The organism is Paenarthrobacter nitroguajacolicus (assembly GCF_029952445.1).
Classification (GTDB): Bacteria; Actinomycetota; Actinomycetes; order Actinomycetales; family Micrococcaceae; genus Arthrobacter; species Arthrobacter nitroguajacolicus_B.
In genome coordinates, this window is the sequence record NZ_JAQPPK010000013.1 from 121,220 (window position 1) to 145,136 (window position 23,917).

24 protein-coding genes and 2 tRNA genes are annotated in these 23,917 nt (G+C 62.0%); 17 read left to right on the top strand and 9 right to left on the bottom strand.

The annotated features are described in order from the left end of the window. Positions 1-25 precede the first annotated feature (25 nt). Genes PJL15_RS11640 through pknB form a run of 7 tightly spaced genes read left to right on the top strand, consistent with a single transcriptional unit; the run spans position 26 to position 9,633 of the window. Positions 26-775 (top strand): FhaA domain-containing protein, encoded by a 750-nt coding sequence (locus PJL15_RS11640; protein WP_281451302.1) that lies wholly within the window; start codon positions 26-28, stop codon positions 773-775. Beyond that, positions 772-1,260, top strand: coding sequence for an FHA domain-containing protein FhaB/FipA (locus PJL15_RS11645; protein ID WP_281451303.1), 489 nt, complete (start codon positions 772-774; stop codon positions 1,258-1,260). Before PJL15_RS11640 ends, PJL15_RS11645 begins: the two co-directional genes overlap by 4 nt. Positions 1,261-1,263: 3 nt before the next feature. Further along, positions 1,264-2,985, top strand: a complete 1,722-nt coding sequence (locus PJL15_RS11650; RefSeq protein ID WP_281451304.1) for a PP2C family protein-serine/threonine phosphatase — start codon at positions 1,264-1,266, stop codon at positions 2,983-2,985. Continuing rightward, positions 2,982-4,409: an FtsW/RodA/SpoVE family cell cycle protein gene (locus tag PJL15_RS11655; RefSeq protein ID WP_281451305.1), complete on the top strand. Its 1,428-nt coding sequence runs from the start codon at positions 2,982-2,984 to the stop codon at positions 4,407-4,409. The genes PJL15_RS11650 and PJL15_RS11655 overlap by 4 nt, the downstream gene beginning before the upstream one ends. Continuing rightward, complete coding sequence (locus PJL15_RS11660; protein ID WP_281451306.1) at positions 4,406-5,863, top strand: penicillin-binding transpeptidase domain-containing protein; 1,458 nt, start codon at positions 4,406-4,408, stop codon at positions 5,861-5,863. The genes PJL15_RS11655 and PJL15_RS11660 overlap by 4 nt, the downstream gene beginning before the upstream one ends. Continuing rightward, on the top strand, positions 5,860-7,704 hold the full coding sequence (locus PJL15_RS11665) for a protein kinase domain-containing protein (protein WP_281451307.1): 1,845 nt from the start codon (positions 5,860-5,862) through the stop codon (positions 7,702-7,704). The genes PJL15_RS11660 and PJL15_RS11665 overlap by 4 nt, the downstream gene beginning before the upstream one ends. Positions 7,705-7,710: 6 nt before the next feature. Next, on the top strand, positions 7,711-9,633 hold the full coding sequence (pknB, locus tag PJL15_RS11670) for a Stk1 family PASTA domain-containing Ser/Thr kinase (protein WP_281451308.1): 1,923 nt from the start codon (positions 7,711-7,713) through the stop codon (positions 9,631-9,633). A gap of 55 nt (positions 9,634-9,688) precedes the next feature. Here pknB and PJL15_RS11675 read toward each other — a convergent pair whose 3' ends face one another. Both PJL15_RS11675 and PJL15_RS11680 read right to left on the bottom strand, forming a co-directional pair. Further along, the gene (locus PJL15_RS11675) at positions 9,689-10,330 is read right to left on the bottom strand and encodes an aminodeoxychorismate/anthranilate synthase component II (RefSeq protein WP_281451309.1); all 642 of its coding nucleotides are present in this window, start codon (positions 10,328-10,330) and stop codon (positions 9,689-9,691) included. Positions 10,331-10,500: 170 nt separating this feature from the next. Next, positions 10,501-11,328, bottom strand: coding sequence for a class E sortase (locus tag PJL15_RS11680; protein ID WP_281451329.1), 828 nt, complete (start codon positions 11,326-11,328; stop codon positions 10,501-10,503). 158 nt (positions 11,329-11,486) lie between these two features. Between PJL15_RS11680 and PJL15_RS11685 the strand changes: the two genes are divergently transcribed. The 7 genes from PJL15_RS11685 to PJL15_RS11715 all read left to right on the top strand — a co-directional run bounded on the left by PJL15_RS11685 (position 11,487) and on the right by PJL15_RS11715 (position 16,301). Beyond that, on the top strand, positions 11,487-11,741 hold the full coding sequence (locus PJL15_RS11685; RefSeq protein WP_281451310.1) for a cell division protein CrgA: 255 nt from the start codon (positions 11,487-11,489) through the stop codon (positions 11,739-11,741). Positions 11,742-11,786: 45 nt separating this feature from the next. Beyond that, positions 11,787-12,296, top strand: coding sequence for a methylated-DNA--[protein]-cysteine S-methyltransferase (locus PJL15_RS11690; RefSeq protein WP_281451311.1), 510 nt, complete (start codon positions 11,787-11,789; stop codon positions 12,294-12,296). Further along, positions 12,296-12,814, top strand: a complete 519-nt coding sequence (locus PJL15_RS11695; protein ID WP_281451312.1) for an RNA polymerase sigma factor — start codon at positions 12,296-12,298, stop codon at positions 12,812-12,814. Before PJL15_RS11690 ends, PJL15_RS11695 begins: the two co-directional genes overlap by 1 nt. Further along, on the top strand, positions 12,811-13,440 hold the full coding sequence (locus PJL15_RS11700; protein ID WP_281451313.1) for a methylated-DNA--[protein]-cysteine S-methyltransferase: 630 nt from the start codon (positions 12,811-12,813) through the stop codon (positions 13,438-13,440). The genes PJL15_RS11695 and PJL15_RS11700 overlap by 4 nt, the downstream gene beginning before the upstream one ends. Next, positions 13,437-14,153 (top strand): alpha-ketoglutarate-dependent dioxygenase AlkB family protein, encoded by a 717-nt coding sequence (locus PJL15_RS11705; RefSeq protein WP_281451314.1) that lies wholly within the window; start codon positions 13,437-13,439, stop codon positions 14,151-14,153. Before PJL15_RS11700 ends, PJL15_RS11705 begins: the two co-directional genes overlap by 4 nt. A 158-nt stretch (positions 14,154-14,311) precedes the next feature. Continuing rightward, on the top strand, positions 14,312-14,911 hold the full coding sequence (locus PJL15_RS11710) for a DNA-3-methyladenine glycosylase I (RefSeq protein ID WP_281451315.1): 600 nt from the start codon (positions 14,312-14,314) through the stop codon (positions 14,909-14,911). Between the two features lie 733 nt (positions 14,912-15,644). After that, on the top strand, positions 15,645-16,301 hold the full coding sequence (locus PJL15_RS11715; protein WP_281451316.1) for a GyrI-like domain-containing protein: 657 nt from the start codon (positions 15,645-15,647) through the stop codon (positions 16,299-16,301). Here PJL15_RS11715 and PJL15_RS11720 read toward each other — a convergent pair. Continuing rightward, the gene (locus PJL15_RS11720; RefSeq protein ID WP_281451317.1) at positions 16,260-17,114 is read right to left on the bottom strand and encodes a rhomboid family intramembrane serine protease; all 855 of its coding nucleotides are present in this window, start codon (positions 17,112-17,114) and stop codon (positions 16,260-16,262) included. The genes PJL15_RS11715 and PJL15_RS11720 overlap by 42 nt on opposite strands. Before the next feature lie 21 nt (positions 17,115-17,135). Further along, a complete protein-coding gene (locus PJL15_RS11725; RefSeq protein WP_090822161.1) occupies positions 17,136-17,678 on the bottom strand; it encodes a peptidylprolyl isomerase in 543 nt (180 codons plus the stop codon). Positions 17,679-17,831: 153 nt separating this feature from the next. Between PJL15_RS11725 and PJL15_RS11730 the strand changes: the two genes are divergently transcribed. Further along, positions 17,832-18,803: a hypothetical protein gene (locus PJL15_RS11730; protein WP_281451318.1), complete on the top strand. Its 972-nt coding sequence runs from the start codon at positions 17,832-17,834 to the stop codon at positions 18,801-18,803. Positions 18,804-18,923: 120 nt separating this feature from the next. Next, positions 18,924-19,799, top strand: coding sequence for a glycosyltransferase (locus PJL15_RS11735; protein ID WP_281451319.1), 876 nt, complete (start codon positions 18,924-18,926; stop codon positions 19,797-19,799). Between the two features lie 64 nt (positions 19,800-19,863). Here PJL15_RS11735 and PJL15_RS11740 read toward each other — a convergent pair whose 3' ends face one another. Beyond that, complete coding sequence (locus PJL15_RS11740) at positions 19,864-20,784, bottom strand: DMT family transporter (protein ID WP_281451320.1); 921 nt, start codon at positions 20,782-20,784, stop codon at positions 19,864-19,866. A 118-nt stretch (positions 20,785-20,902) separates the two neighbouring features. Between PJL15_RS11740 and PJL15_RS11745 the strand changes: the two genes are divergently transcribed. Continuing rightward, positions 20,903-22,897 carry a beta-N-acetylglucosaminidase domain-containing protein gene (locus PJL15_RS11745; protein WP_281451321.1) on the top strand — a complete coding sequence of 665 codons (1,995 nt, stop codon included), beginning with the start codon at positions 20,903-20,905 and terminating at the stop codon, positions 22,895-22,897. 75 nt (positions 22,898-22,972) lie between these two features. On the opposite strand, the gene PJL15_RS11750 is transcribed toward PJL15_RS11745, so the two are convergent. The 4 genes from PJL15_RS11750 to PJL15_RS11765 form a co-directional block, all read right to left on the bottom strand. After that, positions 22,973-23,048, bottom strand: a tRNA-Ala gene (locus PJL15_RS11750). Between the two features lie 71 nt (positions 23,049-23,119). Then, positions 23,120-23,239 carry a DLW-39 family protein gene (locus tag PJL15_RS11755; RefSeq protein WP_281451322.1) on the bottom strand — a complete coding sequence of 40 codons (120 nt, stop codon included), beginning with the start codon at positions 23,237-23,239 and terminating at the stop codon, positions 23,120-23,122. A 47-nt stretch (positions 23,240-23,286) separates the two neighbouring features. After that, a tRNA-Ile gene (locus tag PJL15_RS11760) sits at positions 23,287-23,360 on the bottom strand. A gap of 113 nt (positions 23,361-23,473) precedes the next feature. After that, the coding region (locus PJL15_RS11765; protein WP_281451323.1) for a DUF3566 domain-containing protein at positions 23,474-23,917 on the bottom strand (444 nt) is incomplete at its 5' end.

Consider the following 23,917-nt stretch of genomic DNA (forward strand, 5'->3'; position numbering starts at 1 on the left):
CCGCGGCAAGGAAAGGAGAAGGAACATGGGTTTGCTGGACAAAGTCGAGCGCGGCATTGAAAAGGCCGTCCGCAACGTCTTCTCCACAGGGTCGCGGGCACGTGTTGAGCCAGTGGAGATTGCGAGCAAGCTGAGGCGGGAGCTGGACAACCAGTCCATCACCATCGCCGCCGGACGTACTCTCGCTCCCAACGTTTTCGACGTCCTGCTCAGCGACGAGGATTTCGCGCGGGCCCAGGAATGGGGAACGCCACTGGCCGAGGAACTGTGCGATGTCGTCATCCAACACGTCCGCAGCCAGGGCTACACGCTCCAGGGAGCGGTGAGGATCTCGTTCCGTCGCAACGACGAAGAACGTGCCGGCCATTTCGAAATTGCTTCCCGGACCGAAAAATCTTCCGGCGACGCAGCTCCAGCCGCGCAGCCTCCGCGGGCCAATGTTCCCGCGGCCCCTGCCCGGCAACCAACCCGCCTCCAGCCTGTTTTGGACATCAGCGGCCAGAGGTACTCCCTCAATGCCGCGAGCGTGGTGCTGGGCCGTTCCTCGGAGGCTGACATTCTGGTTGATGACACCGGCGTTTCGCGCAAGCACCTCGAGGTGCGCACTGAACACGGCAGCACATGGGCCGTGGATCTCGGTTCCACCAATGGCAGCTACGTCAACGGACATAAGGTAAACGGCAGCGTGGAGCTTACAGACGGCTCAACCATCACGATGGGACGTACCAAGATTATTTTCCGCCTCCTCCCCCAAACCCCGGGTGGCCACGCGTGAACGATGTCAGCGAACTGACCATAACAGCGCTTCGCTTCGGGTTTCTACTGTTGCTGTGGGTCCTGATCTTCAGCATTGTGTCCACCATGCGCCGCGACTTCCAGATCGGGCGCAAGGCAGTGACCGGCGTCCCCACGGCACGCGAAGTCCGCAAGCACCCTGAACTGGCAGCTTCACCGCCGCCCGCCATCCAGCACGCCCGCAACCTGGTGGTCACCGAGGGTCCCCTCAAGGGCACCACGGTTCCCCTCGCAGCCAGCCCCATCCTGCTGGGTCGCGCGCAGGAAGCCACCTTGGTACTGGAGGACGACTACGCCTCCGGCCGGCATGCCCGATTGTTCCCGCAGGGCAGCCGCTGGTTCATCGAGGACCTCGGCTCTACCAACGGCACCTACCTGGCCGATCAGCAGCTCACCCGTGCATTGCCGGTGGAGCTCGGTGTCCCCGTGAGAATCGGCAAGACGGTCATCGAATTGAGGCCATAGTCCATGGCCTCTCCCGAGACCCCCAAGGACAAGGAAAAGCCTGCGGAGCGCCCGTTGATCATGCGCTACGCGGCCCGTTCCGACGTCGGCCGGATCCGCTCCAAGAATGACGACTCCGCCTATGTGGGCCGCCATCTCGCGGTGGTTGCCGACGGCATGGGTGGGCACGCCGGTGGCGATGTCGCCTCTGCTTCGACTGTCCTGGACATGATCCACCTGGATCATGACGATTACCCCGAGGGCGCCGATACCGTCCTGGCGGACGAGATTCAAACCGCCAATTCCCTGCTTTCCGAGCTTGTCCACCAGAACCCGAAGCTTTCCGGCATGGGTACCACGGTCACTGCCTTGCTGCTTGAAGACCGCAAGCTCCACTTCGCCCACATCGGCGACTCCCGCGCCTACCGCCTGCGCAACAAGAAGTTCGAACAGATCAGCGTGGACCACACTTTCGTCCAGCGCCTCATCGACGAGGGCCGGCTCCGGCCTGAAGAAGCCGAGACGCATCCGCACAAGAATGTCCTGATGCGGGTCCTCGGCGACGTCGATGCAAGCCCTGAGCTGGATCTGGACGTCCTGGATGTCGAGCCCGGCGAACGCTGGCTTCTGTGCTCCGATGGCCTGAACTACGTAGCGGGACACGTCGTGGAGCGTACGGTCCGTGAAACGAAGGACCTGCGCGAATGCGCCGAGATCCTGGTGGACCTGACGCTCGAAGCCGGCGCCCCGGACAACGTCACGGTTGTCCTGCTGGAAATCGCTGAGGAAACGCTCGACGACGTCAACACAGCCGCCGTCGACGTCGTACCGGCCGCGGCGCTTGCCGCCGTCGACGAGCCGGAAGCGGTTTCGGCCACCAAGTCCCCCGACGAACCGCCGTCCGAAAAGTCAGCGGCCGACGCTGAATCCGCATCGAAGGCGACGGCTGACCGCGAGTCGGACACCGGATCCTTGCCCGGTGCCGGAGACCGCACAAAAGACACGGACGGAAGTGACGAGGAGTCCGAGGATTCCGAGTCGGCCACGGAACCGCCGGCCACCACCGACCCCCACCTTGGTGAGCACCTCTCGGCAGAGGTCCTGCGCGAAGAACTGGCCAGCCGCCCGCATGAACTCGTGGGCGCCGCGGCCACAGCGGCAGAAACCGGCTCCATTCCAACCGTTGCCGGTCGCACGGTGGCCCGCCGCGCTGCCACGGTTCTGACACACAAGGCTGAGCAGGACCGCGCGGAGACCGAAGAGCCGCCCAGGCGCCGTATCCGCTGGCTGATGCCCGCCGTCGCCGCTTTTGTTGTTCTTGGCGTTGTGGTGGGCCTGTGGCTTGGCTACGCCTGGACCCAGACCCGCTACTACGTGGGCGAGTACGACCAGCGTGTTGCCATTTTCAACGGCATATCGCAACGGCTTGGCCCCATCCAGCTTTCCCGGCTTGAATCAGTCACCGATCTCAAGGTGGATTCATTGCCTGAGTATGGTCAGCAGAGCGTACGCCAGACCGTGCCAGCCGGTGACCTCAACGACGCGCAGCTCATTGTGGAAAACCTGAAGCACTACGGCAGCGCCTCAGCCAGTTGCCCCAGCACCACGGCTTCCGGCACGGCGACTCCGACTCCGACTCCGACTCCTACAGCCTCCCCCACGGCCACAGTGCCGATACCCAGCACGGCAGCCGTTGCCAGCCCCACGCCATCGCCCGTTCCGACTCCCTGTGAGGGGGCAAAATGATCCAGACTGAAACCGCCCCCAAGCCGCGCAGGAATGTCGAGCTGCTGCTCATCGTGCTGGCCCTTGCCGTTGGGATCGGCGCCAGCGCCCTCGTCAGCCTCAACTCAGAGTTGGGTCTGGACAGTGACTTCTGGTTCCAGTCGAGCCTGCTCGCCGTAGCCGCCTTTGCATTCCACGTAGTCCTGAGGCTCCGCGCAAAGTATGCCGATCCGGTAATACTTCCCATTGTTGTTGCCCTGAATGGTCTGGGCCTGGCCCTGATCCACCGGATGGACGGCCCGGGTGACGATACCGGCAACAACCAACTCCGGTGGACTCTCATTGCCATGGCAGTGTCCATCGCTGTGATTTGGTTCCTCAAGGACCACCGCATCCTGCGCCGTTTCACCTACATTTCGCTGGCGGCCAGTGCGCTGCTGCTGGTCCTGCCCTTGGTTCCAGGCATCTCTGCCGGTGAGGTCCTGGGCGCCTCCGTCTGGATCCGCATCGGACCCATGACGTTCCAGCCCGGTGAAATCGCCAAGATCACCCTGGCCATATTCTTTGCGGGTTATCTTTCGTCCAACCGGGATCTCATCCTTTTGGCAGGCCGGAAGATCGGTCCCTTGCAGTTCCCGCGCTTCAAGGACCTGGGTCCGATGATCACCGCCTGGCTGGTGAGCATCGGCGTCCTGGTCTTCCAGCGCGACCTCGGTTCTTCAGTCCTGTTCTTCGGCCTCTTCATCGTGATGATCTACGTGGCTACCAGCCGCATCTCCTGGGTAGTGATCGGACTTGCCCTGATCCTGGGCGGCGGCTTCATCGCTTCGAAGATCTTCTCGCACGTTGCCTTCAGGATCGACAGCTGGATCAATGCCTTCACCCCCGAGGTCTTTGGCAGGTCTCCGGGCGGCAGCGGACAGATTGTGCAGGGCCTGTTCGGCATGGCCGATGGCGGCCTGGTGGGGACGGGCCTGGGCCAAGGCCGGCCGGACCTGGTGCCGTTCGCCAACAGCGACATGATCGTGGCGCTCATCGGCGAAGAACTTGGCCTAATCGGCCTCTTCGCCGTCGTGATGCTTTATTTGCTCCTCTTCACCCGCGGTTTCCGGGCAGCCCTGGGAACACGCGATGCCTTCGGCAAGCTCCTGGCATGCGGTTTGTCCTTCGCGATCGCCCTGCAATGCTTCGTTGTCATCGGCGGCGTCACCCGGCTCATTCCGTTGACCGGCTTGACCACCCCGTTCCTGGCCGCAGGTGGTTCTTCCCTGCTGGCCAACTGGATCATTGTCGGGCTGCTGCTCATGATCTCCAATACGGCCCGCGGTCCGGTGGACACCACACCCATGGTCAGCAAGCCCCCGACCACCAGCTCCCACGGGTCAGCTAAACCCGCAACAGGACAGACACCAAGCGCACCAACAGAGGCGGTGAAACATCAATGAACCAGGCTATTCGCAGCTCCTGGATGGCCGCCATCGCCATGTTCGCGTTGATTTTCGGCGCCATCAGCTACGTCCAGGTCATAGGCGCGGACGACCTCAACGCCAACCCTTGGAACCAACGCGCCATCCTGGCCACGTTCTGCAACGAACGAGGCGCCATCATCGTCGGCGGGAAACCGGTCGCGGAATCCGTGCCCGGCAACGAATCCTGCGCGTTCCAGCGTTCCTACCCCCAGCCTGAGCTTTACGCGGGCGTCACCGGCTTCTTCTCAAGGGGCTTCGGATCCACCGGCCTGGAGCAGTCCATGGGTGAAACCCTGGCGGGCAACTCGGACCAGTTGTTCCTGGACCGGATCAGCCAGATGTTCCTCGGCAAGGAACCCAAGGGTGCCTCCGTGGAGCTCACTTTGGATCCTGCCATCCAAAAACTGGCCTACGACCTCATTCCGGATGGACAGCGGGGATCCATCGTGGTCACCAACCCGAAGACCGGGGCCATCATTGCGATGGTCTCCAAGCCTTCCTACGACCCCAACCTGATTGCCACCCACGACACCGCCGCCGCTGAGGCGAACATGGCCAAGCTGAACCAGGTCCCGGGTATCAACCTGAACCAGAACGTCAGCGGCCCCACTGGCAACCTGCTTTCGCCAGGCTCGGTTTTCAAACTCATCGACACTGCAGCGGCACTGAATTCGGGCAAGTACAACAAGGACAGCGACCTGCCGAACCCCAGCAGCCTCCCGCTCCCTGGTTCGAACGCAAGCCTCCCCAACTATGCCGGCGGTAATTGCAATGTCCGGGAGACGGCGTCGTTCGCCTTTGCCCTTGAGCAGTCCTGCAATACGCCGTTCGCCAGCATTGCCTTGGACCTCGGCCAGGACGCGATCCGCGAGCAGGCCGAGAAGTTCGGCTTCGGCGAGACTTTCGGAGACCAACTCAAGCTCCAGCAGGCCAAGAGTGTCTTCCCCAAGGACCTCGACCAGGCCCAGCTTGCCCAGTCATCCGTCGGTCAGCGCGACGTCAAAGCCACGCCGCTGCAGATCAACATGATGACGGCCGCCATCGCAAACGGGGGCGTGCAGATGAAACCGAACCTGGTGCAGACGGTGCGCGCTCCTGACCTGCGCGTCATCAGCGAAACCAAACCGGAAGCACTCCGGACCAGCACAACGCAGCCCATTGCCAGCCAGATCACCGAATGGATGACCAGCGCCGTGGACAACGGCATCGCCAAGGGCGCAGCCGTTCCCGGCGTAAAGGTAGCCGGCAAGACCGGCACGGCGGAGCTCGGTGATTCAGGTTTGAACAACTCTTGGTTTACCGGGTTCGCCCCGGCAAACGATCCGCAGGTAGCCGTCACCATCGTCATGGAACGTGTTGATGTGCTCACCGGTGCCCAGCTAACCAGTCCGAACGCAAAGAAGATTTTTGAGGCGGTGTTGAATAAGTGAGGCCTACTTCGGGAATCACACTCGGCGGCAGGTTCCAGCTGACCAGTCGCATTGCGATTGGCGGCATGGGCGAGGTCTGGAAGGCCAAGGACCAGATCCTTGGCCGGATCGTGGCCATCAAGGTGCTCAAGGAGGAATACACGGGCGACCCCGGCTTCCTGCAGCGCTTCCGTGCCGAGGCGCGCCACACAGCACTCTTGAACCACGTGGGCATCGCCAACGTGTTCGATTACGGCGAGGAAGCCGGCTCCGCCTACCTGGTCATGGAACTTGTACCCGGGCACCCCCTGAGCGGGATCCTTGAGCGCGAGCAAGTCCTGTCCCCGGACATGACGCTCTCCATCATCGCCCAAACGGCCCGCGCCCTTGCCGTTGCCCACGCGCAAGGCCTGGTTCACCGCGACATCAAGCCGGGCAACCTGCTGATCACCCCGGACAACCGGGTCAAGGTCACCGACTTCGGCATTGCCCGCCTGGCGGACCAGGTTCCGTTGACCCAGACCGGACAGGTCATGGGTACGGCCCAGTACCTGGCACCCGAGCAAGCCACCGGCCAGACCGCCACAGGTTCTTCGGACATCTATTCCCTGGGCGTCATCGGTTACGAGTGCCTCACCGGCCACCGTCCGTTCTCCGGAGAATCCCAGATCGCCATTGCCCTGGCACAGGTCAACGATGCTCCGCCGCCCCTCCCTGAGACGCTGCCGACGCCCGTGCGCGCGCTCTTGATGTCCATGCTTGCCAAGGACCCCAAGAACCGTCCGGCCAACGCCATCAAGCTTGCGGAAGCGGCTGAAGCCATCCGCAACGGCGACATCGCCACGGCACACGCTGCCGTACCGGGCATGCTGTTGTTCGAAGGCTCAACCGGCCCCATCACGGCACCGGTCAACACCGCAACGGCACCCACCGGCGTCGTTGCCTCGCCTTACGGTAAGGAGCAGTCCTCGACGGCGACCTCCGCACTTCCGGTGCTGGGCGCCGGCGCAGCCGTGGCTGCTGTTGGAGCAGCGGCGGCTTCCGCCGACAACCCACTGACGCGGGCCAACGCGCTCGAAGCCGAACGGCAACTGAACGACGATGAAGAGGTCATCTACAGCGATGACGAACGCTATGACGATCAGGAACCGGAACGCAAGAAGCGCAGTCCATGGACGTGGCCCCTTGTCGCGCTGATCCTGCTGGTCTTGTTCGCGCTGGTTGGTTTCCTGATTTCGCAGTCAGGCTTCTTCTCTCCCACCCCCGCGCCCAGCCAATCCACTTCCGTGAGCACCAGCCGCTCTGCCAGCCCGACGTCCACGTCGGCCACTGCGACGCCGACGCCCACGGAAACCTCTGAAGCGCCGTCGCCCACCCAGTCGACGCCGCAGAAGATCAACCTCATCCCGGAAGAGTTCGAGGGCCAGCCATTCGAGACAGTCAGTGCACAGCTTCGTGCGCTCGGTCTCGGAGTCAACGGGCAAGAGAAATTTGATCCGTCGGCGGCCGGAACGGTGCTCAGCCTCAATCCCACCGGACCTGTTGACCCGGGTACCACCATCACGGTGACGTACTCCAAGGGTCCTGAGATGGTTGCGGTGCCCAGCATTGGCCCGGGACTCTCCGAGAGCCAGGTGCAGGGCCTCCTGGAGGGCGCAGGGCTCAAGTACGTCAGGGGTGAAGACGTCAACGGAGCCATCGGCCAGCAGCCCGGCACGTTCGTGCGCTCGTCACCTGCTTCGGGCACCGAGGTACAGGCAGGCTCAACTGTCACTTACTTCTTGTCGAAGGAACTCGTCCCCACGAATCCCGGCTCTGCAAGCGCCAACCCCTCCAGCTCCGCGTCCCCGACAGGCCGCTAAGTCGCCATGTCCACGCCACGTCCCGGCCCCGCGCATCGAGAGGAGAGCACACCTGTGTCTTCACAGCGCATCCTCAATGGACGCTACGAACTCGGTGAGTTGATCGGTCGTGGCGGAATGGCTGACGTCTACAAGGGAACTGACACCCTGCTGGGACGAACCATCGCAGTGAAGGTCCTGCGTGCGGACCTCGCCCGGGATCCGCAGTTCCAGGCCCGTTTCAAGCGCGAAGCCCAGGCAGTTGCCGCACTCAACCATCCCTCCATCGTGGCCATTTTCGATACCGGAGAGTACTCGGTTCCGGGTGGTCCCGGCGAGGATGTCCGCGTTCCCTACATCGTCATGGAATTCGTCTCGGGCCGCACGCTGAGGGACATGATCAAGGCGAAGGAACTGGGCGTCGAGGACTCGATCGGCTACACGCTGGGTGTCCTCGCCGCACTGGAGTACAGCCACAAAGCCGGCATTGTGCACCGGGATATCAAGCCGGCCAACGTCATGGTCTGCGCCGATACCGGAGACGTAAAAGTCATGGATTTCGGCATCGCCCGGGCCATGGCAGACTCAGCTGCCACCATGACACAAACGCAGGCGGTGGTAGGCACCGCCCAGTACCTTTCACCGGAACAGGCCAGGGGCGAGACAGTGGACGCCCGAAGCGACCTCTACTCGGCCGGTTGCCTCCTGTATGAACTCCTGACCAGCCGGCCGCCCTTTGTTGGCGACAGCCCGGTTTCCGTGGCCTACCAGCATGTCCGCGAAACTCCGGAACTGCCAAGCTCACACAACCCCGATGTCACCGAGGCGCTGGATTCCGTGCTGGTCAAGGCCCTGCAAAAAAGCCGGACCGACCGCTTCCAGGATGCAGCCGCCTTCCGGCGTGCTCTCCGGGCCGCGAGCAACGGCATAGCTGTACCCGCCCTGCCGGCCAGCGAAGCTCCCACGGATCCCAATGACTTGGTGGAAGAGGAAGATCCCGCTACGCAGCTCTTGAGCACCACGGCTGTGGGGTTCCTTGATGTGGACCAGTTCAGGGACGAACCCCTCGTCCATGAACAGCTTGACCAAGCACACGAGGACCCCCTTCCCCTGGGCCTCCCACCGGAACGTGAGCGGCCCGCACAGCAGAAGTCCCGGCGTCGTGCGTGGGTTGCCACTCTGGTGATCTTCACGCTCCTGGTGCTGGCCGGCGGCGGATTCTGGCTTTACAACCTCATGAATACCAAACCGGCCGAGCCTGCGCAGGTCGAAGTACCGGTCGTGGCCAACATGACTGAATCCCAAGCGATCCAGAAACTGTATTCGCTCAAACTGGTGCCCAAATCGGTACGGGAGCCCAGTAATACCGTGGCCAAGGACGTCGCCATTGGCACCTCGCCCGCCGCAGGTTCCATGGTGGCGCAGGACGGCGAAGTGATCCTCAAGGTCTCCAGCGGTCCCAGCTCGGTGACCATACCGACGGACATCGTGGGGCGTACAGAAGCAAATGCAACGGATGTCCTCCGGAAACTCGGCATCTTGGGCGATATCAACAGTGTCCGGACGCACAGCGCCACTGTGCCCATGGGCCAGGTGATCAACACGGCACCGGCACCGGGCGCCCCGATTGGCACCACCTCCACAGTGGAGCTGCAGATCTCCTCCGGCAAAGTGCTGATGCCGCAGCTCATTGGTCTTCCCCAGGCAGAGGCCGAGGCGGCGTTGAAAGTCAATGGACTGACCATGACAGTGGTTGAGCAGGAAAACTCGCAGGTTGATCCAGGCGTAGTCACAGCTCAAAGCGAGGCATTCAACAGCGAGGTTGATCAGGGCAAGATGGTTACCGTTACGGTTGCCAAGGCTCCCGCCCCGGCCCCGACACCCACCCCAACGCCAACGCCAACGGACACCCAAACACCGAAGCCGACGCCCACGCCCACCAAGAAGTAGCCGTCCTGCCTGAACCCGGGCTCCCGGGCCAAGTGGCTACTGCTTGATCAAGTGGCTACTGCTTGATCAGGGGGCTCAGCTTGGAAGCGCGTTCGGCGGCGCCGGTCATGCCAAGGGATTCAAGCCAGTTCCCCAGCATCTGGTACCCACCTTCGGTGAGCACTGATTCGGGATGGAACTGCACGCCGCACAGGGGAGCGGTTTTGTGTTGGAGTCCCATCACCACGCCATTGGTGGTCTCCGCGGTGATCTCCAGAACGTCCGGAATGGAATCGCGGACTGCAGCCAGGGAGTGGTACCGCGTAGCCGTGACAGGGGAGGGGAGTCCGGCGAAGACGCTCTTGCCTTCGTGGCTCACCGGGGAAGTCTTGCCGTGCATGAGTTCCGGGGCGTGGGTCACCACTCCGCCGTAGGCTTCAGCGAGGGCCTGGTGCCCCAGGCAGACGCCGAACATGGGCTTGGAGGCCTCGCCGCACCATTTGATGAGTTCGATGCAGACGCCCGCTTCAGCCGGGGTGCCTGGCCCCGGGGACACGAGCACGCCGTCCCGCGTCGCCGCCAGTTCCGTGGCCTCGGCAAGAGTGACGTCATCGTTGCGGACCACGGTTGTTTCGGCTCCGAGTTCCTGGAGGTAGCCCACCAGTGTGTAGACGAAGCTGTCGTAGTTATCTACTACCAAAATCTTTGTTGTGCTCATGGTTGCTGCACTAAACCAATCGTTGAGTCAGTCAATGTGGTGAATTGGGAAAACCAGGGGAAGAGGAACTCGACCATCAGCACCAGGGCTACGCCCACAAGTACCAATGAAGTAAGGATCCGCACCCACAGCGGACCGGGCAAATTCCGGAAGATCCATGCGTACATCTGCTACCCCTTTCCCTGGGCTCGGGCTACTTGGGCGGCAATTTCCGACGGCGGACCTGCTGAGGCAGGTTGCCAACTCTCCAGCAGGGAGTAAGCAATGATGCGTTCCTGTGCACCAAACCGCGGGTTGCAACTGGTCATGGTGAGGACGCTTTCCGTCGGAGTGGCATCCGGTTGGGTTGGCACAGGCAAGAGCACATCGGTGCGGTCCGGCAAGACGATCTGGTTGTTTCGGAAAACGTAGGTGTAGTAACCGTCTGCAGTTTGGACGTAGATCTTGTCCCCGGGAACCAGTGTGTGGATGTTGTCCAGCACGGCGCCATGCGTCTGCCTGTGGCCGGCCACTGCAAAATTGCCCGGAGCCCCAGGCATGCTGGTGCTTCCGTAGTGTCCCAGACCCAAGGTGTCCAGGACATCCGAGCCCGTGCCCTCGATGATGGGGCGGGTGTAGTCCGGGCCAAAGCGCGGGATGTACATGATGCCAATGGTTCCGCCGTTCCCGGGGGCCTTGCCGACCACAGGGGGTCCGTAATCCACCGGGCCGGTTGGCGCCGCCGGAGCTATCGGTCCAGTGAATTCCTGGGCAAAACTCTTGACGGCCTCCGTCTGCTTTGCGTCGGCTTCCACGTTGGTCCACCACAATTCCCAGGCCACGAACAGGAGCAGGACTATGCCCGCGGTGATGAGTAGTTCACCCAGGATCTGGCTGATTTTACGGATGACATCCGAGGCCCTGCGCCGCTTTCGGGGCCGCAATTCCTGTTGATCGCTGGCGGACGGCACGGCAGATGCCGCCGTCGTCTGCTGGTGCGCCACAGGGTCTCCTCGTATAGGGCGCGGGCGTCGCAGGCGTATCCCGAGTTGCGGCTAGACTTGACAGCTAGAACCAACCCGGAACGCCGTGTGGCCGTTAACCGCTGGAAATTTCCTTCCTGCAGGATATCAAGGCCGGCTGGAACGGGTATTAACCGAACAGTCCAGGAGGATCCGTGCCCGAGTCCAAGCCCCGCAAGCGGCCTGCCCGCCAGGCCCAACAGACCTCGGCCACGCAGCAGTACAAGCCCAACCCGGTTTGGTACAAGGCAGTCATGTTCGGGCTGATGATCCTCGGACTTCTCTGGATCATTACCTTCTATATCACTGAGGGACAGTTCCCGGTCCGTGATTGGGCGTCCTGGAACATCGTTGCAGGGTTCGGCATCGCGATCGTCGGGTTCCTCATGACCACCCGCTGGCGCTCCTAGGAAACCCGGACCTCACTTTCCAGTGCTCTGCATCGTCTACAGGATATGAGCAACCGGCACACCACGTTGGATTCCCCGTTGGGGCAGTTGACGCTGACTGCCCGCGGGGAATTTTTGACGGGCATCTTCTACGAAGGGCACTGGCATATGCCTCCGCCGGATTATTTCGGAGAGCCAACCAGCATCGAGGATCCGGTTTTTGCCCGCACCCGAAGCGAGCTCTCTGAGTACTTGGGCGGCCACCGCACTGAATTCCACGTTCCGTTTGAGACAAGTGGAAACCCCTTCCAGGAAAAGGTCTGGGCCCGGCTCCAACACATTCCATTTGGGGAAACCGTTAGCTACGGCGAGTTGGCTGCTGAGCTGGGCGACCCTAACCTTGCGCAGGCAGTTGGCTCCGCGGTGGGCCGCAATCCCATCAGCATCATCATTCCTTGCCACCGCGTGGTGGGCCGGAAAGGCCAACTCACCGGGTATGCAGGCGGGCTCCCCAACAAACGCTTCCTCCTGGAATTGGAAGAACCGGACTCCGTGAGAGAGGGCAAGCTCTTTTGATGGAGACCGGAAAGAAACCGTTCGAGGTCGTTGTGCAGGAACGCGGCGCTACGGTGCTGCGCGTGTGCCGGGCAATCCTCGGGGTCCACGATGCCGACGACGCGTGGTCGGACACCTTCCTGGCGGCTCTTCAGGCCTATCCCGATCTCCCGGTGGGCGCCAACGTGGAAGCCTGGCTGGTGACCATCGCGCATCGGAAATGCATCGACCACTTCCGCGCCGGGGTCCGGCGCGCCCTCCCCGTAGAGAACCCGCCCGAACAGCCATCCCACTTGGGCCTGCCCGGCGACACGGACACGGAACTTCTCGACGCCGTCGCCAAGCTGCCCCCGAAACAACGCCAGGCAGTGGCCTACCACTATCTGGCGGGCCTTCCCTATAAAGAGGTTGGCGAACTGCTGGGCAGCTCCCCTGAGGCCGCGCGCCGCGCTGGGGCAGACGGCGTCAAGGCACTCCGGGCCGCCATCCATGGCCACGCATCGCTGGTTGATTCATCGTCGAAAGGTGACATCCGATGACCCTCGAAATGAGCCCCGGAAACGCCGAGGTCCTCTCACTCCTGGAACCACTGGATGTGGACCTCGAACCTGCCCTCGCGAGCCTCCATGCGCGGCTGGCACGCGATGCACAGCTGACCCACACCCTGGATGTCTCCTACCGCACCATCGATTCGCCACTGGGAAAGCTCCTCTTGGCGGCCACGGATCGCGGAATCATCCGGGTGGCGTTCGAACTGGAGGACCACCAGTCCGTATTGCAGCAGTTGGCAGATACGGTCAGCCCGCGCATTCTTGAATCCCCGGCGCGTTTGGACGACGCCGCGCGGGAGCTGGAAGAGTATTTCGCCGGTAAGCGGCGGGATTTCGATCTCCTCCTGGACTTCCGGTTGTCCCGCGGTTTCCGGCTCAACGTGCTGCGCCATTTGCCCAGGATTCCCTACGGGAACACCGCGAGTTATGCACAGGTTGCCCAAGCGGCCGGGAGTCCCAACGCAGTCCGGGCTGTAGGGACAGCTTGCGCCACCAACCCGCTGCCAGTGATCGTTCCCTGCCACCGGGTAGTCAAGTCCGACGGCAGCTTTGGCGGCTACCTCGGTGGACCGGAGGCCAAGCGTACGTTGCTCACACTGGAGGCCGCGGCGTGAGTGACGACGCCCTCTTTCCGCTGGAGCTGGTCCAGCAGGAGAACCACGACGCCGGTCCCCGCCAGCTCGGGCCCGGTGCGGTCCACGTACCGGGCTGGCTGAGCTTGGAGCAGCAGCGGTGGATAGTTGAACGCTTTGGTGAATGGACGCAGGGTCCTGTTCCTTTGAGGGCTGCCTCTCTTCCGGGTGGACGCCGGATGTCGGTGCGCACCGTTTGCCTGGGCTGGCATTGGCAACCCTACCGCTATTCAAGGACGGCGACGGACGTCAACGGGCAAGCTGTCCTGGACTTTCCGGAATGGATGGTCCGTCTGGGGAAGAAGGCCGTTGCCGCCGCATATTCCCCGGAATTAGGCGTCGACGAGTCCCTTGTTGGCCTTTCGGACGTCTACGCACCGGACGCCGCATTGGTGAATTACTACGACGACGGCGCTGCCATGGGCATGCACCAGGACAAGGATGAGCATTCCAACGCTCCCGTCGTCTCCCTCAGCATCGGTGAGACGTGCATCTTCCGGTTCGGCAACACCCAGACGCGCACCAAGCCTTATACGGACCTGGAACTTCGCTCAGGCGACCTCTTTGTCTTCGGCGGGCCTTCCCGATTCACCTATCACGGCATCCCCAAAGTCCTCCCCGGCACGGCCCCCGATGGCTGCGGCTTGGATCGTGGACGGATCAATATCACCATGCGGGTCACAGGCCTGTCCTAAGGCTGAACCTGCGGGAACCTTACTCCGTGCCGCCCGGGTGTTAATGCTGCCGGGTGTTAATGCCGCCAGGTGTTAATGTCACAGGTGCCGGGCAGAATATCCCCGGTAGTTAAATACATGGCCGGCTGCTGAGGTGGCTCGGCTGCGGAGGAGCATGCATGACCCCGGATAACGGCACCATCATTGGACCTGACGGCTTGGCACGCCCGCTGTGGGCCGCGTCGGACCCGCTGATGCAGGCCTACTACGATCACGAGTGGGGCATGCCTGTACGGGATGAACAGGGTATGTACGAGCGCATCAGCCTCGAAGCCTTCCAGGCCGGCCTCTCGTGGGCCACCATCCTCCGGAAGCGCGATGCTTTCAGGAAGGCATTCCTGGACTTCCATCCGGAGAGCGTCGCCGCGTTCACCGAATCTGATGTGGAGCGCCTCATGCTCGATGCTGGCATCGTCCGCAACCGGCTGAAGATCCGTGCGGCCATCACTAATGCCAAGGCCACCATTGCGTTGCGCGAGGAAGGTGGCTTGGTCGACTTTGTGTGGTCCTTCCAGCCGGAGAGCACCCCTACTCCGCGCAGCTTGGCGGAGATCCCCACTACCTCGCCGGAATCGATTGCCCTCTCCAAGGCTCTGAGGAAGAAGGGTTTCGCCTTCGTGGGACCCACCACCATGTACGCCCTGATGGAAGCGGTTGGCATCATCGACACCCATCTGATGGACAGTCATCGGCGGGGTACTTCCGGGGTGTGGGCATAACTTGTAGTCCGCAATCCTTGTCCACAGAAGTGCGTAACTTTATCCACAAGCGTGGATAACTTCTGTGGACATCCATGTACTTTGGCTGTGATTCGGTGCCGTGGCGCCAATTTCGGCCTCGAAAACCCGCCCGGCATACTTATACCCACTGTGCATTGCGTTGTGGATAGTGGCCCAAGCTTCATCGAACGTTCAACACGGGAGGATTGCCGGATTTGCCGGGGATCGTTCCAACCAGGCACCCGGCGCTGTTGACCCGGTCGCGAATCGCCCCCAGCCACCATCCAGCACCCTGAGGGTTACCCACTTAACAACACCCACCTACCCACAAGTTATCCACAGGCGGGGAAAACTTGTGGGTTTAGAGCCGGAGATCCCTGCGATGCCGGGCTTTAGGGCACTTTCCTGGGTAGGAACTACATGCATGTAAGTTATTAACATTGTTGATAAGCCTGTTGATAGCTGGTGCTCCACCTCTGGATTAACAGGCTTGTCCACAGCTCCCCCAAAAAAGACCTATTTATCCACAAAACTGCGCCCAACGGGGACAAAGTTATCCACAGGTGTGGAGAAAAACATGCCTTTCGGGGGATATCTACGGCTTTCACCGCCATGACGGCCACAAAAGGGAGTAACTACACTCCTGTAAGTTACTCACAGTGTGGATAACACCTGTGGATAACAGGGGCGCGGCCGCCTGGAACCACAAGCGCCGCCGGCTTACGGTAATCCCATGAAGATCGACTTCAAGAAAGAGATACCCACTTACACGGCCAGAAGGGGAGTGTTCTCACTGGTCACCGTCCCGCCCATCCAGTATTTGATGATCGACGGCACGGGAGATCCCAACACTGCCCAGTCCTACAGGGATGCGTTGTCCACGCTTTATCCCGTCGCGTACAAGTTGAAGTTCTTCAGCAAGGGTGAGCTCGGCCGGGACTATGGAGTTATGCCGCTGGAGGCCCTGTGGTGGGCAGATGACATGGACGCCTTCACCAGCGCCAGGGACAAATCACTCTGGGACTGGACGCTGATGATCATGGTGCCCGAATGGATCACCCAGGAGCACGTGGAAGCAGCAAGCAGCGTCGTTGCCGCGAAAGGAGAGGCTCCTGCTTTGGCAGCATTGCGCCTGGCATCGCTGGAGGAAGGATTAAGCGTTCAAACCCTCCACGTTGGTCCCTACGACGATGAAGGGCCAGTACTGGAAGAAATGCACAAGGGCTTCATACCAGAGCAATCACTGGCCATGACAGGGCGGCACCATGAGATCTACCTCGGGGACCCCCGGCGGACCGCACCGGAACGGCTCAGGACCATCCTGAGGCAGCCGGTAACGCAGCTCCCTTTAGCCGGCAGTGACGCGGAACCAGGTGACCACAGCCAGTAGGCCCGCGACCAGGACCAGTCCGCCTGCTTGAAGCAAGGCTTGGTTCTTGCCCTTGGGGGCATAGGCAATCGCTGCAGCAGCGAGGCCCCCTGTGATCAAACCACCCAAGTGTGCCTGCCAGGCAATGTTGGGGATGAAGAAACCGATGGCACCATTGATCGCGATCAGCACCCAGAGCTGTTTGGTCTCACCGCCCCGGTGGCGTTGCACCACCAGCATGGCGCCAAAGAGGCCGAAGATGGCACCGGAAGCGCCCACGACACCGGAGACGGGGAAGTCGGGAGTCAGCAGCAGGTAGCCCACCGAACCGCCAATGGCGGAGATCAAGTAGACAGCCAGGAATCGGATTCGCCCGAGCAGTGGCTCAAGGGCCTGTCCGAAGATCCACAGCGTGTACATGTTGAGCACGATGTGGAGCAGGAATCCTTGCGAGTGCAGGAACGCCGCCGTGAGCATGCGCCACGGCTCCGTGGCGGCAAAGATGTTCGCAAACGCGAAATTCTGGAAGATGAAGTCACCAGGCACAATCCACTGAAGGATGTACACCAGGACGCAGAGCCCGATGATCGTAAACGTCACCAAAGGGCGGCCGACGGCCAAAGCGCCACCATACGGCGACCGGTATGCCGGCGTCGTACGTTTTTGTTCGTTGACACAGTCAACGCATTGGAACCCGACGGCGGCCGTCCGCTGGCACTCGGGGCACGCGGGGCGCCCGCAGCGCTGGCACCGCACGTAGGAGGGCCTGTCCGGGTGCCTTGGGCACACCGGAATATCAGCGGACGGCTCTGCCGACGGGATTCCGTAACTCATGGATTCAGCTTCGGTGAGCGACTAGAGCTGTTCGATGTCGATGCTGTTGATGACGACGTCTTCGACGGGACGGTCGCCCATGCCGGTGCGGACTGCCTCAATGGCATCCACGACCTTGCGGGATTCCTCATCCGTGACCTCACCGAAGATGCTGTGCTTGCCGAAAAGCCAGTCGGTGTTGACCGTGGTGATGAAGAACTGTGACCCGTTGGTGCCCTTGCCCATCTGGATGCCGGCGTTTGCCATGGCCAGCTTGTAGGGAGCGTTGAAGGTCAGTTCCGGGTGGATTTCGTCGTCGAACTGGTAACCGGGGCCACCAACGCCGCGACCGAGGGGATCGCCGCCCTGGATCATGAAGTCCTTGATGATGCGGTGGAAGATGGTGCCGTCGTAGAGGGGAGTTCCGGTCTTGTCCTCGCCCGTCTCGGGGTGGTTCCAGGACTTTTCGCCCGTGGCCAAGCCGATGAAGTTGGCTACCGTCTTGGGCGCGTGGTTGCCGAAGAGGTCAACCTTGATGTCGCCGAGGGTAGTGTGGATCGTTGCTTTTGCGGTTGCAATGGTCATAGGCCCATTCTTCCATGCAGGGTCAACGGCATTGGAGTTGTAAAGCCGGTTCCGCGCTCGGTGAAATCCGGGTCGAATCGGGCAGATGAATAGCCGGTGTTCCCCAAGCGACGTAGGCTAGCAACAAACGAGCACGTGTATCGGGAGGTAGTTGTGAAGAAAACAGACCGTATTGCCCGCGAACTCGAACAATCCGTTGTGGTTGGCGTGGATAACGCACGCGACTGGGCTGCGCCCCGTGTGGAAGCAGCTGTCAACTGGGCTGTTCCGCGCATCCAGCACGGCATTGACACCGCTTCCCCCAAGATCCAAGAGGGGCTGAAGTCCGCCGCGCACAACCTCGCCGACGGCGTGGCAGTGGTTACGCCGCGGATCCAGGATGGACTGGCGCACCTTGCGCCAAAGATCCACGACGCCGTAGAGGATGCCACACCCAGGATCCAGGAGACGCTCAACAAGGCCACTCCGGCTCTGGGGATTGCACGGGACAAAGTGGTGGAAGAATACCTGCCCAAGCTCTCCGAACAGCTGGGACAGGCTTCCGTAGCCGTTCACCACGTCCTGGAGAATGCACCCGCCCAGGTTGATGCGGTTGCCCAGAAGCTTGTTGATTCCGGTGTAGTCCACAGTGTCCAGGAGCAGGCCCAGGCTACCGGCAAGCAGATCAAGGCAGCAGCGGATGAAGCCACCAAGGCTGTCTCCGCGAAGCTGGGCAAGGAACCCAAGCCCAAAAAGCGTGGCTGGCTGATCTTCACTGTCGTCGCCGCGGCCGCTGCTGCCGGCGTTGCCGCATGGAAGGCTTCCAAGCCTGTTGAGGACCCGTGGAAGACGCCTTCTCCGGTCACCCCAACCCCGGCTCCGGTCCCGGCCGCTCCCGCACCAGCTCCGGCAGACGCCGCTGCATCCGCTACGGCAGCCGAAGTGACTGAACCCAGCACCACGGACGTCACGCCGGAAGATGCAACAGCCGAGGCCGAGCAGGCAACCAAGGACGCCTTCAAGAACGTCGAGGATTCCTCCGCAAAGGTGGCAACCGATGCCAAGACGGCCGTCAAGAACATCGCCGCGAGCCTGAACAAGGACACCGAAGGCACGGAAACGGACGCCAAGGGCACCAATAGCTGACATAAGGCACCGTTCCACCATTGAAGGGGCTCCGGCAACAGCCGGGGTCCCTTCAGTGTTTGCCGGCCCGTAACCAAAGCCTCCGCCGGGGGCAAGGATGCGGGTGTTAGATTTGAGGAGATGTCAGCCGATAGCCCCTTGGCGGGTGCCTTACAGGATGCCCCGGAACCCCCGGGGGTTTCCATTGTCATCCCGGCGTATAACGAGGAAAGCGTCATTCGCCAGTGCCTCATCGCGGCCATCTACCAGTCCGTGCCGGCAGACGAGATCATCGTGGTGGACAATCTGTCCACGGACCGCACTGCCAGGATCGTGCGGCAGATGCAGCAGGAATACCCGGAAAGCCCCATCATTCTCTTGCGGCAGGAAACCGCCCAGGGCCTCATCCCAACACGTAACCACGGCCTGAACAACGCCACGGGGGACGTAGTGGGCCGCATCGACGCCGACTCCGTCCTTGAACCGGACTGGGTTGAGCAGGTGCAGAAGGCGTTCACGGACCCATCCGTCGCCGCCGCCACTGGGCCGGTTGTCTACTACGACATGCCGATGCGGCGATTCGGTCTCAAGGCCGATGACAAAATGCGACAGCTCATGCTGCGCCTGGCAAAGCACCAATACCATTTCCTGTTCGGCTCCAACATGGCCCTTCGCCGTACCGCGTGGGAAACCATCCGCGATGAGGCCTGCCTGGACGAAAAGGACGAGATGCATGAGGACATCGACCTCTCGCTCCACCTCTTCGAGCACGACCTCAAGGTCCAGTACGTGCCGCAGATGGTCTCCGGAATGTCCGCGCGCAGGCTGGAGGACTCACCGCGGGACTATCGCTACTACGTGCAGCGCTTCGACCGGACGTACAAGGCCCACAACGTCAAGAAGATGGCACTGAAGGCCCCCATGGTGGTGTTCTTCTCCGTGTATTTCCCGGCCAAACTGCTCCGGGCGATCCACACGGCCAATGCCGCACAGGGCGCCCGCCGCGGCGGGCTCTGACGCTCACCACCCTAGGAACCCGGTCGGGACCGCGCGCACCAGTCAACCGCACGACGTCGGTACTTCAGTCGGTGCCCAGCTCGGCTTCCCTCCGGTCAGCGTCCGGTCCGTGAGACCCCGACCGGCGTCTCTGCCCGGCTACGACGACGGCCAGCCCGGCGAGTATCAGTCCCAACCCTGCATAGGTTCCGGCCGGCAACGTCTCGTGAAGAAAGATGGCTGCCAGGATGGCCGCGCCCGGGATTTCCAGGAGGATGATCATGGACACGAGCAGTGGACTCATGGTCGCCAGCAAGTGGTTGAAGGCCGTGTGCCCCACCAACTGCGCGCAGACGGTGATGGCGATAATGCCCAGCCAGCCGCCGGCGTCGAACCCGGACAGGGGCTGTCCGCTGACCAAAGCCAACACAGCCACCAGCGCCGCACACATGCCGTAGCAGAGGGTCGTATACGTTCCCGTTGCCATTGACTGCCGGGCCTTTCCGCCCGCCAGGGTGTAGAGACCGGCCAGGGCGCCGCCAGCTACGGCCAACAGATCGCCCAGGAGCGCTTCGGGGGAAGAACCCATATCGAATCCCGTGATGGCTACAACACCCACAAACGCAATGCCAAGGCCAATCAGGACAGGCCAGCGGTGGCGTGTGCCGCGGAACATCTGGAAAACAGCGATCCACGCCGACTGCAGGCAGACCAGCGCCGTGGCAGCGGCAACGGACGTCAGCTGAAGTGCGGTGATGAAGCAGGCGAAGTGGAATGCCAATGCGACGGCGGCCATCACCGACCAGCCGAATTCGCGCCGGGTGATCCTGCCGAAGGCTTTCGGCTCCCGTATGGCCACGGGTGCCGCCATCACCACGGCTCCGATCGCATTCCGCCAGAAGGCGATGGCCAATGCGGTCACGGACGTTGCGCCCAGCGTGCCTGCGATGAGGGGTCCGGAGGAGGCCACGCCGAGAACTCCGAGGGTGGCGATGAGAAGGGTCACAGACCAACCCTAGTGTGGTGGATGGGCGGTACTGCCCCTATCTGATGCGCGGACAGTGTGATTGTCTTGACTCATCATTCCAGTGAGCCGGTGACGGCATACCCAAGGGGATACCTGATTGAACAGAACACCCGTCGGCACTGGTACCAAACGGAGACGGTCAGTCCTGCTCCTGGTGGTGGCCGGAGCGCTCACGGCTGCCCTCGTGGTCGCAGGGTGGTTTGTTGTTTCGCGGGACCGCCGCGGGGGGCCTGACGGACAGGGACCGCAGGTCCCCAGCGTCTTTCCCGTACCCCAGCACGCACGGCCCGGCACGGGAAGCCCAGTTCCTTTGAACGGCCACGTGTACATCGTGGCACCTTCGGGAACGGATCAGGCGTCTGTCGCGGCCCTTCAGGAACTGGTAGCAGGAGCCGGAGGCACCGGCGAAGCCGTGGCAGCCCTGAACAACCCGCGCGAGGACGCCTCAGCCGTCTATTTGGGAACCGCCGCAACATCCGCTTCCGCCCTCAAAGCCTTGAGGATCGACGGCGACGCGGAGATTCAGGACGCCCTGGGAAGAACCGAAGGCTACGCACTTGCCACCGGGCAGTCTTCTGGAATTCCGACGGCGGTACTCGCCGGAAAGGATGGTGACGGGCTCTTCCATGCCGTCCAAACCCTTCGCCAGCTGATCAAGGGCGGCTCCGTATCTCCGGTCCGCATCAGCGACTGGCCGCTGATGGAGACCCGTGGCGTCATCGAGGGCTTCTACGGTACTCCGTGGTCCCATCAGGCCCGCCTGGACGCTATCGCCTTCGCTGGGCGACAGAAGATGAACACCTATATCTATTCGCCAAAGGACGATCCCCTGCTCAGGGATAAGTGGCGGGCCCTCTACTCGAACCAGGAACTCCAGCAATTGCAGGAGCTGATCGATGCCGCAGCGACCAATCACATCCGGTTCACTTACGCGTTGTCGCCGGGGATCGATGTTTGCTATTCGCGGCCATCGGACCTCGACGACGCCGTAGCCAAGCTTGACTCGTTGTATTCGCTGGGGGTGCGTTCGTTCGTGATCCCATTGGATGACATCGCCACGAAAGTTCAGTGTGCCGAGGACCTCCGGGAGTTCGGTTCCGGCCAGGCCAATCTGGCAAAAGCACAAGCTTCTTTCCTGAACGACGTGAATGAGCGGTTCATCTCTGCACGCGAGGGCGTGCTCCCGCTCGAAACGGTCCCCACCTTCTACAACGGATCCTCCAGCACTCCTTACAAGCGGGAGCTCGGCAAAGCCCTGAACCCTGAAATCGTGGTGCAGTGGACCGGCGAAGACGTGGTCTCCCACCGCATCACCCAGGAGTCGGCTGAAACCGCGGCCCGGAGTTACGGGACCCCAAGTTCTCCGCGAACGCTTGTCGTCTGGGACAACTATCCTGTCAATGATTTTTCCCAGGACCACCTGTTCCTGGCCCCCGTCATCGGCAGGGACGCCAATCTCTACCAGTCGATCCACGGCATCGTCACCAACCCCATGATCGAGCCGTACCTGTCCTTGCCGGCCATCTTCAATTACGCCGATCTCACATGGAACGGTCCAGCCTACGATCCCGCCACCTCAATGGGTGCCGCCCTGTCCTTGCTTGCCGGGCCCGATCCCGAGGTCAATGCCGCAGTGAGGGCATTCGTGGACCTGAATCAGGATTGGCAGGACGATGAGCTCACACCCTCGGCTCCCGGGCTTCGTCGTGACATTGACCGGTTCTGGGCAGATTACGACGCCGGGGGGTCGCCTTCAGGAGACCTGAAGGCCCGCGCCGGCCTGCTGCAGCGGTTGCCGGAACTCCTGCCCCGGATGGCAGTGCCCGGGTTCGCCACGGACGCTACCCAGTGGGTCGCGGCAGCCGCAAGCTACGGACGGGGTGTGGAGGAGGCCCTGGACATGCTGGAGGCCGCGAAACGCGGTGATACCCAGACCGCCGCTGAGGCCCGCAGGAATGTGCAGAGCGCGTTGACGGCAGCTACCGCCAAGACACAACCCACCCTTGACTTGGGCGTTGTTGTGCCTGTGCTGGGCGACAACGAGTTGAAGGGTTTCCTGGAACGAGCGCTTCAGCAGGTTCCGGCCAGTTAGGTTCTCGTGTGGCTACGCGCGGATTTGGGTATTAAATGCAAAAGTCCCGGTCATTTCTGACCGGGACTTTTCTTATGGTGGAGGCACGGGGACTCGAACCCCGAACCCCCTGCTTGCAAAGCAGGTGCGCTACCAATTGCGCCATGCCCCCATAAGAAGCAACCCGTCAATCATACCCCATCTCCGGACTGGCTTTTACCAGTTCGGAACCGGGCTCTTCGGCTAATCAACCGTATCGGTTGACTTGCTCCAGACATCTTTCCGGGCTACGGATTCCTGGTTCTTTTTATAAACCAGGACACCTGCGATTGCGGCTGCCACAACTACCAGCAACTTCTTCACAAGTACCTCATTCCGGTTCAGTTTTACCTGAACCTGTTTTGGTTCCGTGGGCGTACCAGGACTTGAACCTGGGACCTCTTCGTTATCAGCGAAGCGCTCTAACCGCCTGAGCTATACGCCCCGATGCCTCATCGGGCCGAGATATGACTGTACAGCACTTCCCGGCCCGATCTCAAATCGAGGCAATTTCGCCATGGATTTCCGTCGAAAACGGCGGATTTCCGCGGATTTTTCCTAGTCGTCCGTCAGGGTGACGCCAACGCCGCCAACCAATGTTGCAGAAATGTTATAGAGCACCGCGGACAGCATGGACAGTGCCGTCAGCAGGACAACGTTCACAACGGCAATGATGGTGGCGAACGAGGCTACCTGGCCAAGCGAAGCGATCTTCTTGAGCTCGAATCCGCTGCCTTCGGAACCGGCGAGTGTGCCCAACAGGCTGTCCACTTGGTTGAAGATGCCTGTAAGGTCCAGAACTGTCCACAAAACGATTGCGGCCACCACAGTGACGATGCCGAGCGCCACTGACAGCAGGAAGGCCATCTTGAGGACTGACCAGGGGTCCACCTTGCTGACCAGGAGGCGTGCGCGGCGCACCTTCGCTTTCGGCGCCGGTTTTACCAGGCCAGGGGCGCCCTGGGCGGGACGCTGGCCGGTGGCTCCGGCGGGGCGCTGGCC

What these genes read in the sequence shown, in the direction of transcription:
- PJL15_RS11640 (WP_281451302.1), top strand. Translation starts at nt 26, where the DNA reads ATGGGTTTGCTGGACAAAGTCGAGCGCGGCATTGAAAAGGCCGTCCGC.
- PJL15_RS11650 (WP_281451304.1), top strand. Translation starts at nt 1,264, where the DNA reads ATGGCCTCTCCCGAGACCCCCAAGGACAAGGAAAAGCCTGCGGAGCGC.
- PJL15_RS11655 (WP_281451305.1), top strand. Translation starts at nt 2,982, where the DNA reads ATGATCCAGACTGAAACCGCCCCCAAGCCGCGCAGGAATGTCGAGCTG.
- PJL15_RS11660 (WP_281451306.1), top strand. Translation starts at nt 4,406, where the DNA reads ATGAACCAGGCTATTCGCAGCTCCTGGATGGCCGCCATCGCCATGTTC.
- pknB (WP_281451308.1), top strand. Translation starts at nt 7,711, where the DNA reads ATGTCCACGCCACGTCCCGGCCCCGCGCATCGAGAGGAGAGCACACCT.
- PJL15_RS11675 (WP_281451309.1), bottom strand. Translation starts at nt 10,330, where the DNA reads ATGAGCACAACAAAGATTTTGGTAGTAGATAACTACGACAGCTTCGTC.
- PJL15_RS11690 (WP_281451311.1), top strand. Translation starts at nt 11,787, where the DNA reads ATGAGCAACCGGCACACCACGTTGGATTCCCCGTTGGGGCAGTTGACG.
- PJL15_RS11695 (WP_281451312.1), top strand. Translation starts at nt 12,296, where the DNA reads ATGGAGACCGGAAAGAAACCGTTCGAGGTCGTTGTGCAGGAACGCGGC.
- PJL15_RS11700 (WP_281451313.1), top strand. Translation starts at nt 12,811, where the DNA reads ATGACCCTCGAAATGAGCCCCGGAAACGCCGAGGTCCTCTCACTCCTG.
- PJL15_RS11710 (WP_281451315.1), top strand. Translation starts at nt 14,312, where the DNA reads ATGACCCCGGATAACGGCACCATCATTGGACCTGACGGCTTGGCACGC.
- PJL15_RS11715 (WP_281451316.1), top strand. Translation starts at nt 15,645, where the DNA reads ATGAAGATCGACTTCAAGAAAGAGATACCCACTTACACGGCCAGAAGG.
- PJL15_RS11720 (WP_281451317.1), bottom strand. Translation starts at nt 17,114, where the DNA reads ATGAGTTACGGAATCCCGTCGGCAGAGCCGTCCGCTGATATTCCGGTG.
- PJL15_RS11725 (WP_090822161.1), bottom strand. Translation starts at nt 17,678, where the DNA reads ATGACCATTGCAACCGCAAAAGCAACGATCCACACTACCCTCGGCGAC.
- PJL15_RS11735 (WP_281451319.1), top strand. Translation starts at nt 18,924, where the DNA reads ATGTCAGCCGATAGCCCCTTGGCGGGTGCCTTACAGGATGCCCCGGAA.